Consider the following 15,068-nt stretch of genomic DNA (forward strand, 5'->3'; position numbering starts at 1 on the left):
CCGGGCCATGCGCATCAGGCCGCGGCCAGCGTCTTCTTCGGGTCGTAGAAGGGGCGTTCCACCACGATGGCCCGGCGCGGGCCGGTTGCCGTGGCCACCTCCAGCGCGGTTCCGATCGCGGCATGTTCCACCGCGACCATGGCCAGCGCGATATTCTGCTTAAGGCGCGGCGAATGAATGGCCGATGTGACCTTGCCGATCGCCGCGCCGTCGCGGTGGATGGGCCAGAAGGTGGTGTTCGGGCCGCCGAGCGGGGCGCCGTCGATCACCAACCCCACCTGCTGGCGGCGCACCCCTTCCGCCTTGATCCGGCGAAGCGCCGCCTTGCCGATGAAATCGGCCTCGATCTCAAGGTTGACCAGCCGGTCGAGGCCAAGTTCGTAGGGGTTCGTGCCGATGTCGGCATCGGCGTGATAGGACAGCATCCCGCCCTCGATCCGCCGGATCGACGAGGTATGCCCCGGCTTCAGGCCAAGCGGCTGGCCCGCCGCCATGATCCTTTCCCAAAGCGCGTCGCCACGGGTCGAATCCTGCAGGTAAAGCTCATAGCCCAGTTCGCTGGACCAGCCGGTGCGCGACACGATCAGCGGGATACCGTCCAGTTCGACCCGGCGCAGCCAGTAGTATTTCAGGTCCATGATGCTGTCGCCGAAAAGGGCGCGCATCACCTCGCCCGATTTCGGGCCCTGCAATTGCAGGGGGGAAACGTCGGGTTCGCGGATCGTTACATCCATCCCGGAATGCACCGCCACGCCCTGCGCCCAAAGCAGGATGTCGCTGTCGGCGAGCGACAGCCAGAAGTGGTTTTCGCCAAGCCGCAGCAGGATCGGGTCGTTCAGGATGCCGCCGTCGGCATTGGTGATCAGGACGTATTTGCACTGTCCGACCGCCAGTTTCGACAGATCGCGCGGGGTCAGCATCTGAACGAAACGCGCGGCGTCCGGTCCGGTGATCTCGACCTGGCGTTCAACGGCCACATCGCACAGGATCGCATCGTTGATCAGGTTCCAGAAGTTCTGTTCCGGATCGCCGAATTCGCGCGGGATGTACATGTGGTTGTAGACTGAGAACGCCTTTGCGCCCCAGCGGACGGTCGCGTCGAAATAGGGGGATTTGCGGATCTGGGTTCCGAAGCCGAAATCTTCTGCCTTTGCCATCTTCTCTGCCCTTGCTGGCGGGTCCGCAAGGGACCGCGCGACGTTCACTCTGTCGGCAGATGATTAGGCGGATCGGCCGGTGCGAACGGGCCAAAGACGGCGGATCGGCGGACCGAACGGGCCGAAGTTTCGCCGCCTCCAGCCTGATTGGTCCAACGCGCGGTTCAGGGGGTGTCGAGCCTAGCGACGCGCCCAGCCATCAGGCGCGCCAGATCGGGTTCGGTTGCCTTGATCTCGCGCGTGACGATGTAGGTCATGTAGCGGTCGATCCCCAGTTCCGCCTCAAGCATCCCTTCCATCAGGGTCTGGAACGCGGGCAGGCTGGTCGTGACCACGGTCATCACATAGTCCATCCCGCCGCCGGTCGCGATGCAGTCGATGACCTCGGGACATTGCAGGATGTGCTTCTCGAACCGGTCGAAATCGGATTTCCGGTGGCTTTTCAGCGATACGGTCACCACAACCTTGGCCAGATCCACGATCCGCGCCAGCGCAAGCTCGGCCCGATATCCACGGATCAGCCCGGCCTTCTTCAGACGTGAAAAGCGCGCCCAGCAGGGCGTGGCCGACAGGCCGACCATCTCGGCCAGTCGCGACTTGCTGAGCTGTCCGTTCCGCTGCAATGCGCAGAGGATACGAATATCGGCCGCGTCAAGCTCCAGCGGTTTCATCTTGCGGTGGCCTTCCCTCGTCGGTCTTTCCCGGTCACATCGCCGCCCCCTGAGGACGTCGCGCGCTCCATCTACGCACTGAAGCGGCGGAATGCCAACGCCCGCAAGCGCCGGGCCACGCCCTTGGCCTCCCCTTCTTGGCTTCCCGGTCTTGGCTTCCCGGTCTTGGCTTCCCGGTCCAGACGCCTTACGTGGAAAGGGACAGAGGACCCGATGCAGCAGTTTTCCCTTCTCGACCTGTCCCCGATCCCCGAAGGCAGGACAGCGGCCGATGCGCTGGCCGCGACCGTCGCGCTGGCACAGGCCGCCGAAGGGTTCGGCTATCACCGCTACTGGCTTGCCGAACATCACAACATGCCCGGCATCGCAAGTGCCGCGACCGCGGTCGTGATCGGCCAGGTGGCGGCGGCGACCCGGTCAATTCGCGTGGGGGCGGGCGGCATCATGCTGCCGAACCACGCGCCGCTGGTCATCGCCGAACAGTTCGGCACCCTTGCCACCCTGTTCCCGGACCGGATCGACCTTGGCCTTGGCCGCGCGCCCGGCACCGACATGGCCACCGCCCGCGCGCTGCGCCGCCACATGGCGCCCGAGGACAATTTCCCGCAGGATGTTCTTGAGCTGATGGCCTATCTCGACGATCCCCGGCCCGACAGCCGGGTGCGCGCCATTCCCGGCGAGGGGACGCAGGTTCCGGTCTGGATCCTGGGATCGAGCCTTTACGGCGCGCAACTCGCGGCGCATCTGGGCCTTCCCTTCGCCTTCGCCTCGCATTTCGCCCCGGCGATGCTGGAACAGGCGCTGGACATCTACCGCCGTACCTTCCGTCCTTCCGCCCGCCTGCGCGCGCCGTATGTGATGATCGCCGCCGGGGTCTGCGCCGCAGATACGGATGACGAGGCCCGTTACCTGCGGTCATCCCAGATTCTGGCCTTCGCGCGGTTGCGCAGCGGCCAGCCGGGCAAGCTCCCGCGCCCGGTCGAGGATGTGGAGGCCGAGATTCCGCCGCCGGTTCTGGCGCAGGTGCGGCAGGCGCTGTCCTGTTCGGCCACGGGCTCCGCCGCCACGCTGCACGGCCAGCTTGAGCCGCTGCTGAAGACCCACAGGCCGGACGAACTGATCGTGACCGGAATGATCCATGACCCGGTCGCGCGGGTCCGGTCCTTCGCGATCGCGGCCGATGTGTTGCGGGATCTGCGGGGCAGGGCGGACGCGGCCTGATCCGCCCGCCGGGATCAGAGCCCGACCATCCGCCGGATGTCGGCGGGCGTCGCGCCCTCGGCGCGGTATTTCGCGATGGCGCGGGCGTCGTCGCGCTTGGCGAGGCGCCGGCCCGCCTCGTCGCGGATCAGGCGGTGATGGTGATAGACCGGCGTCGGCAGCCCGAACAGGTGCTGCAGGATCACCTGCACGGGGGTGAAATCGAACAGGTCCTCGCCCCGGATCACATGGGTGATGCCCTGATCGGCATCGTCGAAGGCCGAGGCCAGGAAATAGGCCACGAAGTTTTCGCCCTTGCGGCTCAGGACCACGTCGCCGATCTCGCGCCGCGCCCGGTCGGGATCGATCCGGTGGCACCCTTCATGGGCCGGTCCCGTTTCCAGAAACGACAGGTCCGCGTCCGCAAGGTGGGTCAGCGCGCGCGCCAGATCCAGCCGCAGCGCGTCACCGGGTTGGCGGCTTTCCATCGACCGGCCCCGGCAGGTGCCGGGATAGACGGCATGGACAACCCCTTCCTGCGGCGCGGCCAGTGCGGCGCGGATATCGCCGCGCGTGCAGGAACAGGGATAGACCAGCCCGCCTTCGGCCAGGGGCTCCAGCCGTGCGTTGTAGGCCTCGATATGGGGCGATTGCCGGTGGATCGGTCCATCCCAGTCCAGCCCGAGCCAGCGCAGGTCTTCGACGATGGCCGCCTCCCATTCGGGGCGGCAGCGTTCGAGGTCGGTGTCCTCCATCCGCAGCAGGAACCGCCCGCCCGCCGCCCGCGCCATGTCATGGGCCAGCATCGCCGAATAGGCATGGCCCAGATGCAGGGGCCCGGTGGGCGAGGGGGCAAAGCGGGTGACAAAGCCCGGCATCGGTTGCCCGGCCATCGCTAGGCCTGCCCGGCCAGCCAGCCCGCGAAGGCCTCTTTCGCGCGGTCGGTATAGGCCTTGTAGCGGTCCTTCCGGCCCTTGCGCCCGCCCTTGGCGTCGATCGGCGGGAACAGGCCGAAGTTCACGTTCATCGGCTGGAAGGTCTTTGCCTCGGCCCCGCCGGTGATATGGGTGATCAGCGCGCCCATGGCGGTTTCGGGGGGCGGCGGCGGCAGGTCGCGCCCGGCCAGTTCCGCAGCCGCCATCCGCCCCGCCAGTAGCCCCATCGCGGCACTTTCGACATAGCCCTCGACCCCCGTCACCTGACCGGCAAAGCGGATATGGGGCCGCGAGCGCAGGCGCATCCGGTCATCCAGCAGCGTGGGTGAATTGATGAAAGTGTTGCGGTGAATGCCGCCCAACCGGGCGAACGACGCGTTCTCAAGGCCAGGGATCATCTTGAAAACAGAAGTTTGTGCGCCGTACTTCATCTTGGTCTGGAAGCCCACGATGTTGTAGAGCGTACCCAGCTTGTTGTCGCGCCTCAGCTGGACAACGGCATAGGGCTTGTCGCCCGGACGGTGTGCATTGGTCAGGCCCACGGGCTTCATCGGCCCGTGCCGCAGCGTCTCGCGTCCGCGTTCGGCCATCACCTCGATCGGCAGGCAACCGTCGAAATAGCCCGCCGTCTCGCCCTCGTGGAACTCGGTCTTGTCGGCGGCCAGCAGCGCGTCGATGAAGGCCTCGTATTGAGCGCGGTCCATCGGGCAGTTCAGATAGGCGGTGCGCTCCTCCTCCGTCTCGCCCTTGTCATAGCGCGACTGCCGCCAGGCCACCGACATGTCCACCGTCTCGGCATAGACGATGGGGGCGATGGCGTCGAAGAAGGCAAGGCTTTCGGCCCCGGTGGCGGTGCGGATGCTTTCAGCCAGCGCAGGGCTTGTCAGCGGACCGGTGGCAAGGATCCAGTGCCCGTCGTCTGGAAGCTCGGTCACTTCTTCATAAGATGTGGAAATCAACGGATGCGCTTTCAGCCGTGCGGTCACCGCGGCGGCGAAAGGGTCGCGGTCCACGGCCAGCGCACCGCCCGCCGGCAGCTTGTGTTCGCGCGCCGTGCGCATGATCAGCCCGCCCGCGGCGCCCATTTCCCAATGCAGAAGGCCCACGGCGTTGCGTTCGTCATCGTCCGACCGGAAGGAATTGGAACAGACCATTTCCGCGAAATCGCCCGTCCTGTGGGCGAAAGTGCCCACCTTCGGCCGCATCTCGTGGATCACCACGCGGCATCCGGCCTCGGCGGCCTGCCAGGCGGCCTCGGACCCGGCCATGCCGCCGCCCACGATGTGCAGAATCCTCTCCGCCAAGCCCAAGCCCCTTCAACCTGATCCAAATACCCTCGGGGGGTCCGGGGGGCAGACAGCCCCCCGGCCTTTTTCCGTCCCGCGATGTAGCCTCAGCCCCCGCGCTTGAAAAGGGCCGTGCGCTGTGCGGCGACAAACCCCTCGGGGTCGCGGATGTCGATCCCAAGCGCGGCGGCCTTGTCGAAGAACCCCCGCGCGGGCATTCCCCCGGCCAGACGCCCTTCGCAAAGCGCCGCGCGCAAGGGCGCGCCGCGCTCCGCATCCGCCTCCATCAGCGCCTCAAGGGCTGCCGTCAGCTCCGCCATGCGCCACCCCAGATCGCGGGCCAGCTGGCCATAGGTCACGGTCCGGCCCTCGGCGGCCAGCGCGGCCAGTCGCGCCTCGAGCGCGGGCAGGCTCACGCCTCGGGACCCTCGTCCTGTTCCACCACGCGGGCGACCGAAACCACATCCTCGTCACCGCCCACGTTGAAGACCCGGACCCCGCCTGCCGACCGCGAGCGGAAGCTGATCTGGTCCACGGGCACGCGGATCGACTGGCCGGTCGATGTGGCCAGCATGATCTGGTCGGTCATCTGAACCGGGAAACAAGCCACGATGCGGCCACCGCGCGGTCCGGGCGAGATCGCCTTGACGCCCATGCCGCCACGACCGCGCACCGGATAGTCATGGCTTGACGACAGCTTGCCCGACCCGCCGATGGTGACGGTCAGGATCAGGTCCTCGGCCGCCGACATCTCGGCATAGCGTTCGGTGGAAAGCTGACCGGCGGTCACGGCCTCGTCGTCCTCGTCCGTCTCGACCTCGTCCTCGGTCACGCCGGCCATCAGGCGGCGCTGCCTGAGATAGGCCGCGCGTTCCGCCGGGTCGGCCTCGAAATGGCGGATCACCGACATCGACACGACCGTATCGCCCTCGGCCAGACGGATCCCGCGCACCCCGGTCGAATCGCGGCCCTTGAAGACGCGCACATCGGTCGTGGGGAAGCGGATCGCCCGGCCAAGCCGCGTGACCAGCATCACGTCGTCGTTTTCATCCGCGATGCGGGCGTTCACCATGCTGACGCCTTCGGGCAGCTTCATCGCGATCTTGCCGTTGCGCATGACATTGGTGAAATCCGAAAGCGCGTTGCGCCGGACATCGCCTTCGGACGTGGCAAACACGATCTGGAGCTTTTCCCATTCCTCTTCGGGCACGTCCACGGGCATGATCGCGGCGATCGTGACCCCGGTCTGGATCGGCAGGATGTTGACGATGGCCTTGCCCTTGGCTGTGCGCCCGGCAAGCGGCAGGCGCCAGCACTTGAGCTTGTAGACCATGCCGTCGGTCGTGAAGAACAGAAGATGGGTGTGCGTGTTCGCGACAAACAGCGCCGTGACCACGTCGTCTTCCTTGGTCTGCATCGAGGCAAGGCCCTTGCCGCCCCGGTTCTGCGCGCGGAATTCGGCCAGCGGCGTGCGCTTGATGTAGCCGCCACTGGTGATCGTCACCACCATGTCCTCGCGCTCGATCAGGTCCTCGTCGTCCATGTCGCCGGCCCAGTCGGCGATCTCGGTCCGGCGCGGCACGGCGAACTGTGCCCTGACCTCGCGCAGCTCGTCGGCGATGATCGCCATGATCCGTTCGCGCGAGCCGAGGATTTCCAGGTAATCCTTGATCTTGGCGGCCAGTTCCTCAAGCTCGTCGGTGACCTCCTTCACCCCGAGCGCGGTCAGGCGCTGAAGCCTCAGGTCGAGGATGGCGCGGGCCTGCGCCTCGGACAGGTTGTAGGTCCCGTCCTCGTTCATCGTGTGGGTCGGGTCGTCGATCAGCCGGATGTAGGCGGCAATGTCGGCGGCGGGCCAGCGGCGTTCCATCAGCCGTTCGCGGGCCTCGGCGGCATCGGCGCTGGCGCGGATGGTGCGAACCACCTCGTCCACGTTCGACACGGCCACCGCAAGGCCGCAGAGGATGTGGCTGCGTTCGCGCGCCTTGCGCAGCTCGAACGCCGTGCGGCGTGCCACCACTTCCTCGCGGAAGGTGATGAAATGCGCAAGGAAATCGCGCAGCGTCAGCTGTTCGGGCCGCCCGCCGTTCAGCGCCAGCATGTTGCAACCGAAAGAGGTTTGCATCGGCGTGAAGCGGAACAGCTGGTTCAGCACCACGTCGGGGGTTGCGTCACGCTTCAGCTCGATCACCACGCGCACGCCGACCCGGTCGGATTCGTCTGCCACATGGGCGATCCCCTCGATCCGCTTGTCGCGGACCATCTCGGCGATCTTCTCGATCATCGCGGCCTTGTTCACCTGATAGGGAACCTCGTCCACGATGATGGCGAAGCGATCCTTGCGGATCTCCTCGACATGGGTCCGCGCACGGATGATGACGCTGCCGCGCCCTTCCAGATAGGCCTTGCGCGCGCCCGACCGGCCCATGATCAGGGCGCCGGTGGGGAAGTCGGGCGCGGGGATGATCTCCATCAGCGCTTCCGACGACAGGTCGGGGTTCTCGATGAGCGCGAGCGTTCCGTCGATCACCTCGCCCAGGTTGTGCGGCGGGATGTTCGTGGCCATGCCCACGGCGATGCCGCCCGCGCCATTGACCAGCATGTTGGGAAAGCGCGCGGGAAGGACGGTGGGTTCCTTGTCCTTGCCGTCATAGTTGTCCTGGAAATCGACCGTGTCCTTGTCGATATCGGCCAGGAGGAAGGCGGCGGGCTTGTCCATCCGCACCTCGGTGTAGCGCATCGCCGCCGGGTTGTCGCCGTCCATCGAGCCGAAGTTGCCCTGGCCGTCCAGAAGTTTCAGCGACATCGAGAAGGGCTGCGCCATGCGGACCAGCGCGTCATAGATCGCGCTGTCGCCATGCGGGTGATACTTGCCCATCACGTCGCCCACCGGGCGGGCCGACTTGCGGTAGGGCTTGTCATGCGTGTTTCCGGTTTCGTGCATCGCATAAAGGATGCGCCGGTGCACCGGCTTCAGCCCGTCGCGCAGGTCGGGGATGGCGCGGCTTACGATCACGCTCATCGCGTAATCCAGATAGGCCGTCTTCATCTCCTGTTCGATCGACACCTGCGGCCCGTGGTATTCCGGGCGTTCGGGCTTTTTGTCTTCGTTCTCAAGGTCTTCGGGCGTATCGCTCACGTCGTCCGCTCTTTCCGCTGGCGGGCCTGAGGCCCACACAAGATTTTGTTGGCCGGACTATATCCCATCGCGGATATGGGGGGCAACCGCTGATCCCGGTGGATGCAAGCAGCCGCGGCGGTGGAGTGATAACATTATGTTTTCATTGAAAATAAATCCGGATGGTGCATCCTGATTCCACAGGAGCAGAACAGGAGGCGCAAGCATGCCCCGAACCACCCCCGAATCCGATGTCGAACTGATGCTGAAGGGCTATGGCCTGACCACGGCGGAATTCTTCTACCGGATGCCCGATCACCGCCATGTGCTGAACAGCTACATCTGGCAGGATTACGACCTGGCGCCGGATTATCCGCGCCTGTTCGGGTTCATCGAATTCTGGCAGGAAAAGATCGAAGGCCCGCTGCATTCGGTCCGCTTCACACATCGCAAGCTGATCGCGCCGGGGGAATGGCGCAACGTGGTGGGCGAATTCCGGCTGCATTGACGCATCCTTCATCGACGCATCCTTCGGGGCAGATCGGGCGGAAATCGCGGGCGCAATCCGCCCATCACGGAAAGCTGCGCTTTCTGACCCGTCTGCGATACGCTAGAGTTGCCGCATCGAGGTAACGAGGGGCAGTCAGATGGAATTCTCGCGGCGGTTCGTCAGCCTGGGTCTTGTTGCCGGGGCGGTATCAGCCTGTGTCGGCGGCGGATCGGGGCGCGCGCAGGTCGGCCGGCAGGCGGCAGAGCCTGCCTTCCGCGCGGTGACTAATCCGGCCTATGACGCCTGGGTCGAAGGGTTCCGGGCACGGGCCGCGGGGCAGGGCATTTCGCAATCCACGCTTCAGGCGGCCTTCCGTGGCGCGGGCTACCTGCCCGGCGTCGTGGAACGCGACCGCAACCAGACCGAATTCACCCGCACGACCGAGGATTACCTGGCCATCGCCGCATCCGAGGAACGCCTGTCGATGGGCCGCGCGGCAATGGCCCGCCATGCGGGCACGCTTTCGGCGGTCGCCGGGCGCTATGGCGTGGAAAAGGAAGTGGTTGCCGCCGTCTGGGGGCTGGAATCGAAATACGGCACGCGAATGGGCGACGTTCCGGTGATCTCGGCGCTGTCCACGCTGGCCTATGACGGGCGTCGGGGGGCGTTCTTCGAACAGCAGCTGGTGGCGGCGCTGAAGATCCTGCAGAACGGCGACATCGCGCCTGACCGGATGACAGGAAGCTGGGCAGGTGCCATGGGGCACACGCAGTTCATCCCGACATCCTATCTGGCCTTTGCGGTGGATTTCACCGGCGACGGGCGGCGCGACATCTGGTCGACCGATCCGGCCGACGCGCTGGCCTCGACCGCCGCCTACCTGAAGCGCAGCGGCTGGCGCACGGGGCAGCCCTGGGGAATGGAGGTGCGCCTGCCCGCAGGCTTCAACGCAGGGCTTCTGGGGCGCGGCAAGGGCCGAGGGCTGGCCGACTGGGCCGGGCTTGGCGTCACCCGTGCGGGCGGTGGCGCGCTGCCATCGGGCGGGTCGGGCAGCATCATCGCGCCGGCGGGGCTTTCCGGCCCGGCGTTCCTTCTGATGCCGAACTTCAACGTCATCCTGCGCTACAACAATGCCGAAAACTATGCCCTTGGCGTGGGTTACCTGGCCGACCGGCTGGGTGGAGGGGCCGCACTGCGCGGCAGTTTCCCGCCCGACCGCTATGGCATGACGATATCCGACCGGCAGGAACTGCAGCGCCGCCTGACCGCCGCGGGGTTCGACACCGAAGGCGCCGATGGCGTGATCGGGTCGCGCACGATCGAGGCGATCCGGGGCTATCAGGCCGCGCGCGGGCTTCCGGTGACGGGTGAGCCCTCGCTGGCAATGCTGCAATTGCTGCGCTGAACGCTACCCGGTGATCTGCAGAAGCCACAGTGCGAAATCGTCCGGCTCTGCCTCGGGATCGCCGTCTGGGGTCAGGATCGCGTCTGTCGCACGGTCCGGTGTCGTCGTGCCGAAGCGCTGTTTGAGGAAGTCCTGAAAGGCGAAAGGGGGCACCGTCGGTTGCCACAGCCCTGCCGTCTCCAGCGACGCGCGGTCCTGTCCTGTCAGCCCGTTCGCTTGCAGCCAGTTTTCCTCGGCGGTCAGTGAATGGCCGTCATCAAAGCCGGGTTCGGCATAGCCAATGGCGAGAAAGCGAAGAAAACTCAGGGGGCTGTCGGTAATTCTTGCAAACCAGGTCGAACCTGATCCCGAACCCAGATGCACCAAATGGATCCGGCCCCGGTCGTCCAGCCACAGACCGGCCTGCGATCCGTCGTCTCCGGTGCGGGCGAAGAGGAACAGCCTTTCGCGGATCTTCGCCGGAGACAGGTTGGGGTAGTCGTAATAGAAATCGTCGAGCACCTCGAACATGACGCGTGACTGGCGATCGGGATCGACGCCGCTGTCGGCCGGGTAGAGCGTGGCAAAGCGTTTCGGACCGCCCGCGCGCGGGTTGGCATAGGCCTGCACGGCCCCCACGCTGTCCATCCAGTCGAAGGCCGCGCGCAGGTCACCGGGCAGGGTCATGGTCGCAGGCATCGCTGCCGCGATCTCGTCGGCGAAGCCCTGGCCCGCGCCGTTCGCCATCCCTTCGGCCACCCGGACAAGGCCTTGTGCCGGGATAATCCGCCCCGTTCGCATCCGCTACCCCGCAACCCTGCCACCATCGGACCCGGCGCAAAGCGTGATCCGGCCGGGCGCCAAGGTCAACCGCAAATCAGGCCGCCCGCGCGGGGGCCGCCCGCATCAGCATCCCGAACAGATCGCGCGGATCGTCCGGATCGGCGATCATGTCCAGCATCTGGCACAGCCCGGTTTCGGAAAGCTTGCCATGCACATAGCGCAGCGCGCTGAAGTCCTCGACGGCAAAGCCGACGCTGTCGAACAGGGTGATCTGGCGGGCGTCGGTGCGGCCACCGGTCTGCCCGGCGATCACCTGCCACAGTTCCGTCACCGGAAAATCCTCGGGCATCTGCTGGATCTCGCCCTCGACGCGGGTCTGCGGCGGATATTCGACGAAGACCGCCGAACGGGTCAGGATGCCGGGGGCCAGTTCCGTCTTGCCGGGACAGTCGCCGCCGACGGCGTTGATGTGAACGCCTTCGCCGATCATGTTGTCGGTCAGGATCGTGGCATATTGCTTGTCGGCGGTGCAGGTGGTGACGACCTGCGCGCCCATGATCGCCTCTTCCGCGGTCCGGCAGGGCGTGACGGTCAGGCCGGATCCTGCAAGGTTCGCCACGCATTTCGCGGTAGCGGCCGGGTCGATGTCATAGAGCCGCACCTCGGTGATGCCACAGACCGCCTTGAAGGCCAGCGCCTGGAACTCGGCCTGTGCGCCGTTGCCGATCATCGCCATGACCCGCGCGCCCTTTGGTGCAAGCCATTTCCCCGCCATCGCGCTGGTGGCTGCCGTGCGCAGCGCGGTCAGGATCGTCATTTCGGACAAAAGGACCGGATAGCCCGTCGCGACATCGGCCAGAAGCCCAAAGGCGGTAACGGTTTGCAGCCCCTTCTTCATGTTGCCGGGATGGCCGTTCACATATTTGAACCCATAGGTCTGGCCGTCCGAGGTGGGCATCAGCTCGATCACCCCGATCTCGGAATGGCTGGCCACGCGCGGGGTCTTGTCGAATTGCGGCCAGCGGCGGAAATCGGCCTCGATCTCGGCCACGAGGTCGGTCAGGAAGCGTTCGATGCCGATCCGGTGGACAAGGCGCATCATGTCATCGACCGAAACGAAGGGAACAAGCGCAAGGCGCGAAGGCGTGGTCATGGTCTGTCTCCTCACTTGGCGCGGGTCGGGCGGTCGAAGACCTTCTTGCCCATCAGGCTGCCCACCAGATCGACCATCAGGCGCGCGGTCATGCCCCGGTCGTCCAGGAAGGGGTTCAGTTCGACAAGGTCGAGCGAGGTGACAAGCCCCGATTCATGCAGAAGCTCCATCACCAGATGCGCCTCGCGGAAGGTCGTGCCTCCTGGCACGGTGGTTCCTACGGCCGGCGCGATCGACGGGTCGAGGAAATCGACATCAAGGCTGACATGCAGCATGCCGTTCACCGCCCGGACCCGGTCGAGGAAGGCGCGCAGCGGCGCGACGATCCCGTGTTCGTCCAGCACGCGCATGTCGTTGATGGCGATGTCGTGGTCCAGAAGGGCGGCATGTTCGGCCGGGTCGACCGAACGGATGCCGTAAAGGCAGATGCGGTCGGCGGGGATCGGTGCGGGGAAGGGCGGAAAGGCATCGAACCCGCCGCGTCCGGCGATATAGGCCACGGGCGTTCCATGCAGGTTCCCGCTGGTCGTGGTCATCGGTGTGTGGAAATCGGAGTGGGCATCGAGCCATAGAAGGAAGAGCGGCCGCCCGGCGCGTTCGGCATGGGCGGCGGCCCCCGCCACCGAACCGAGCGCGAGCGAGTGATCGCCGCCCAGAACGATGGGCAAGCCGCCTTCCGAAAGCGCATCGTCCACGCGGTCCATCAGGATCTCGGTCCAGCCGACGACCTCGGGAAGGGAATGCACGGCGGGGTTCGCGCTGGCCACCTCTCGCAGGTCGGGCAACGCCAGATCGCCCCAGTCGGCCATGCCATGGCCCAGATCACGGATCTCGCGCGCAAGGCCCGCCACCCGATAGGCCGCCGGGCCCATCAGGCAGCCGGGCCGCTTCTGCCCCGCGTCGATCGGGGCGCCGATGAGGATGCATTTCGCCATCTTGGTTCTCCTGTTCGCACGCAGGGTGTTGCCACGCGGTGGCAAAATCCAGCATCATCTTTGTCGGAACGGACAGTCGTCTGTCCGAATTGGCGGAGGATTTGACCGGAATGGATGAAACGGACCAACGGCTCATCGCAGAATTGCGCCGCGACGGGCGCGCCGCGCTGTCGGATCTGGCCGACCGGTTGGGGATCAGCCGGGCCACGGTGCGCGCCCGGATGGAGCGGCTGGCCGAACGCGGCGAGATCGCCGGTTTCACCGTACTGACGCGCGCCGATGTCAGCCCGAGCCCCGTGCGCGGGTTGATGATGATCGGGATCGAGGGCCGGGGCGGCGAACGCATCATGGCGCGCCTTACCGGCATCCCGGCGGTACAGGCGGTCCATTCCACGAACGGGAAATGGGACCTGATCGTGGAACTCGGCACCCAGACGCTGGCGGAGCTTGACGAGGTCATCCACCGCATCCGCAATATCGAGGGTGTCACCACCTCCGAGACGAACCTGCTGCTGTCGACCCGAAAGGCGGTGCGGCGGTGAGGGGGAAGGGGGGCCGTCTGCCCCCCTCTGGGCCTCGCGGCCCATTCACCCCCCGAGGATATTTCCGGACAGAAAATGAAACCTTGATTCAAATTGTCATTTTCTGTCTTCAAATATCCCGGGGGTGAGGGCCAAAGGCCCGAGGGGGCAGCGCCCCCTTTCCCCGGTCCCCGTTCCCGAGACTCCTTTCCCGGTCCGGCCGCAGTTTCCCCTTTGCTTCGGGGGGCAGAGGCCCTATATCGCGGCCTCGCGCTTGTCGCCCCGCCCGCCCTCTGGTTCCCCTTTCCCGCAGGACGCCCGTCGGATGCTTGCCACCCCCCATTACCTGATCGACAAGTCCCGGCTGCTGCCGAACATGGAAAAGATCGCCTGGCTCAGGGAAAACTCGGGGGCAAAGGCGCTGCTGGCGCTGAAATGCTTCGCCACCTGGGACGTGTTCGACTTCATGTCGCACTACATGGACGGCACCACCTCGTCCTCGCTTTACGAGGTGAAACTCGGCCGCGAGAAGTTTCCGGGCGAAACCCATGCCTATTCGGTGGCCTGGGCCCCCGACGAGATCGACGAGGTGCTGGCCTCGTCCGACAAGATCATCTTCAACACCGTGGGCCAGCTTTCGCGTTTCGAAGAGGTCAGCCGGGGCCACAAGCGGGGCCTGCGCGTCAATCCTGGCGTCTCGACCTCAAGCTTCGACCTGGCCGATCCGGCGCGGCCCTTCTCGCGTCTTGGCGAACATGACCCGGCGCGGATCGAGCCGGTGGCCGGGCTGATTTCCGGCTTCATGTTCCACAACAACTGCGAGAACGCCGATTTCGACCGTTTCGCGGCGATGCTTGACCTGATCGAACAGCGCTTCGGCTATCTGATCCGGCAGATGGAATGGATCAGCCTTGGCGGCGGCATCCATTTCACCGGCGAGGGCTATCCGCTGGACCGGCTGGCCGAGCGGTTGAAGCGTTTCGCCGGGCAGAACGGGGTGCAGGTCTATCTGGAACCGGGCGAGGCGGCGATCACGAAATCGACGACGCTTGAGCTGACGGTGCTGGACACGCTCTACAATGGCAGGAACCTCGCCATCGTCGACAGTTCGATCGAGGCGCATATGCTCGATCTGCTCATCTATCGCGAAAGCGCCAAGATCGCGCCGAACGAGGGCCCCGAGGAATGGATGATCTGCGGCAAGTCCTGTCTGGCGGGCGATATCTTCGGCACCTTCCGTTTCCCTGAGGCGCTCAAACCCGGCGACCGGATCAGCGTTCAGGACGCGGCCGGCTACACGATGGTGAAGAAGAACTGGTTCAACGGGGTGAAGATGCCCGCCATCGCGGTGCGGGAACTGGACGGAACCGTCCGTCTGGTGCGCGATTTCACCTATGCGGATTTCGCGGCCGCCCTGTCCTGATGGGTGTCGCAA

The 15,068-nt window shown here is 65.9% G+C and carries 14 protein-coding genes; 5 read left to right on the forward strand and 9 right to left on the reverse strand.

Annotated elements, in window-relative coordinates:
* Nucleotides 1-14: 14 nt before the first annotated feature.
* Nucleotides 15-1,157, reverse strand: a complete 1,143-nt coding sequence (locus tag E7811_RS12130) for a glycine cleavage T C-terminal barrel domain-containing protein (protein WP_136394921.1) — start codon at nucleotides 1,155-1,157, stop codon at nucleotides 15-17.
* A 164-nt stretch (nucleotides 1,158-1,321) separates the two neighbouring features.
* Nucleotides 1,322-1,828, reverse strand: coding sequence for an Lrp/AsnC family transcriptional regulator (locus tag E7811_RS12135; RefSeq protein ID WP_136394922.1), 507 nt, complete (start codon nucleotides 1,826-1,828; stop codon nucleotides 1,322-1,324).
* Nucleotides 1,829-2,041: 213 nt separating this feature from the next.
* On the opposite strand from E7811_RS12135, the gene E7811_RS12140 reads away from it, so the two are divergent.
* Nucleotides 2,042-3,049 carry an LLM class flavin-dependent oxidoreductase gene (locus E7811_RS12140; RefSeq protein WP_136394923.1) on the forward strand — a complete coding sequence of 336 codons (1,008 nt, stop codon included), beginning with the start codon at nucleotides 2,042-2,044 and terminating at the stop codon, nucleotides 3,047-3,049.
* Between the two features lie 14 nt (nucleotides 3,050-3,063).
* Here the strand turns inward: E7811_RS12140 and gluQRS are convergent, their stop codons facing one another.
* The 4 genes from gluQRS to gyrA form a co-directional block, all read right to left on the reverse strand.
* Nucleotides 3,064-3,921 (reverse strand): tRNA glutamyl-Q(34) synthetase GluQRS, encoded by an 858-nt coding sequence (gene gluQRS / locus E7811_RS12145; RefSeq protein WP_246020414.1) that lies wholly within the window; start codon nucleotides 3,919-3,921, stop codon nucleotides 3,064-3,066.
* 2 nt (nucleotides 3,922-3,923) lie between these two features.
* The gene (gene trmFO, locus E7811_RS12150) at nucleotides 3,924-5,267 is read right to left on the reverse strand and encodes a methylenetetrahydrofolate--tRNA-(uracil(54)-C(5))-methyltransferase (FADH(2)-oxidizing) TrmFO (protein ID WP_136394924.1); all 1,344 of its coding nucleotides are present in this window, start codon (nucleotides 5,265-5,267) and stop codon (nucleotides 3,924-3,926) included.
* Between the two features lie 89 nt (nucleotides 5,268-5,356).
* Complete coding sequence (locus E7811_RS12155; protein ID WP_136394925.1) at nucleotides 5,357-5,665, reverse strand: hypothetical protein; 309 nt, start codon at nucleotides 5,663-5,665, stop codon at nucleotides 5,357-5,359.
* On the reverse strand, nucleotides 5,662-8,388 hold the full coding sequence (gyrA, locus tag E7811_RS12160) for a DNA gyrase subunit A (RefSeq protein ID WP_136394926.1): 2,727 nt from the start codon (nucleotides 8,386-8,388) through the stop codon (nucleotides 5,662-5,664). The genes E7811_RS12155 and gyrA overlap by 4 nt, the downstream gene beginning before the upstream one ends.
* A 205-nt stretch (nucleotides 8,389-8,593) precedes the next feature.
* On the opposite strand from gyrA, the gene E7811_RS12165 reads away from it, so the two are divergent.
* Together E7811_RS12165 and E7811_RS12170 are read left to right on the forward strand one after the other, a co-directional pair.
* Nucleotides 8,594-8,875: an usg protein gene (locus E7811_RS12165; RefSeq protein ID WP_136394927.1), complete on the forward strand. Its 282-nt coding sequence runs from the start codon at nucleotides 8,594-8,596 to the stop codon at nucleotides 8,873-8,875.
* Between the two features lie 139 nt (nucleotides 8,876-9,014).
* Nucleotides 9,015-10,262 carry a lytic murein transglycosylase gene (locus tag E7811_RS12170; protein WP_136394928.1) on the forward strand — a complete coding sequence of 416 codons (1,248 nt, stop codon included), beginning with the start codon at nucleotides 9,015-9,017 and terminating at the stop codon, nucleotides 10,260-10,262.
* Between the two features lie 3 nt (nucleotides 10,263-10,265).
* Here the strand turns inward: E7811_RS12170 and E7811_RS12175 are convergent, their stop codons facing one another.
* From E7811_RS12175 to rocF, 3 genes are all read right to left on the reverse strand, one after another.
* Entirely contained in the window at nucleotides 10,266-11,000 is a 735-nt protein-coding gene (locus E7811_RS12175; RefSeq protein WP_136394929.1) for a hypothetical protein, read from the reverse strand.
* Nucleotides 11,001-11,118: 118 nt separating this feature from the next.
* On the reverse strand, nucleotides 11,119-12,177 hold the full coding sequence (locus E7811_RS12180; protein WP_136394930.1) for an ornithine cyclodeaminase: 1,059 nt from the start codon (nucleotides 12,175-12,177) through the stop codon (nucleotides 11,119-11,121).
* A gap of 11 nt (nucleotides 12,178-12,188) precedes the next feature.
* Nucleotides 12,189-13,112 carry an arginase gene (gene rocF / locus E7811_RS12185; RefSeq protein WP_136394931.1) on the reverse strand — a complete coding sequence of 308 codons (924 nt, stop codon included), beginning with the start codon at nucleotides 13,110-13,112 and terminating at the stop codon, nucleotides 12,189-12,191.
* A gap of 110 nt (nucleotides 13,113-13,222) precedes the next feature.
* Between rocF and E7811_RS12190 the strand changes: the two genes are divergently transcribed.
* Together E7811_RS12190 and E7811_RS12195 are read left to right on the forward strand one after the other, a co-directional pair.
* The gene (locus tag E7811_RS12190) at nucleotides 13,223-13,654 is read left to right on the forward strand and encodes an Lrp/AsnC family transcriptional regulator (protein WP_136394932.1); all 432 of its coding nucleotides are present in this window, start codon (nucleotides 13,223-13,225) and stop codon (nucleotides 13,652-13,654) included.
* A gap of 304 nt (nucleotides 13,655-13,958) precedes the next feature.
* Nucleotides 13,959-15,056, forward strand: a complete 1,098-nt coding sequence (locus E7811_RS12195) for a carboxynorspermidine decarboxylase (RefSeq protein WP_136394933.1) — start codon at nucleotides 13,959-13,961, stop codon at nucleotides 15,054-15,056.
* Nucleotides 15,057-15,068: the final 12 nt, after the last annotated feature.

Source organism: Aliigemmobacter aestuarii (genome assembly GCF_004799285.1).
Taxonomy (GTDB): Bacteria; Pseudomonadota; Alphaproteobacteria; order Rhodobacterales; family Rhodobacteraceae; genus Aliigemmobacter; species Aliigemmobacter aestuarii.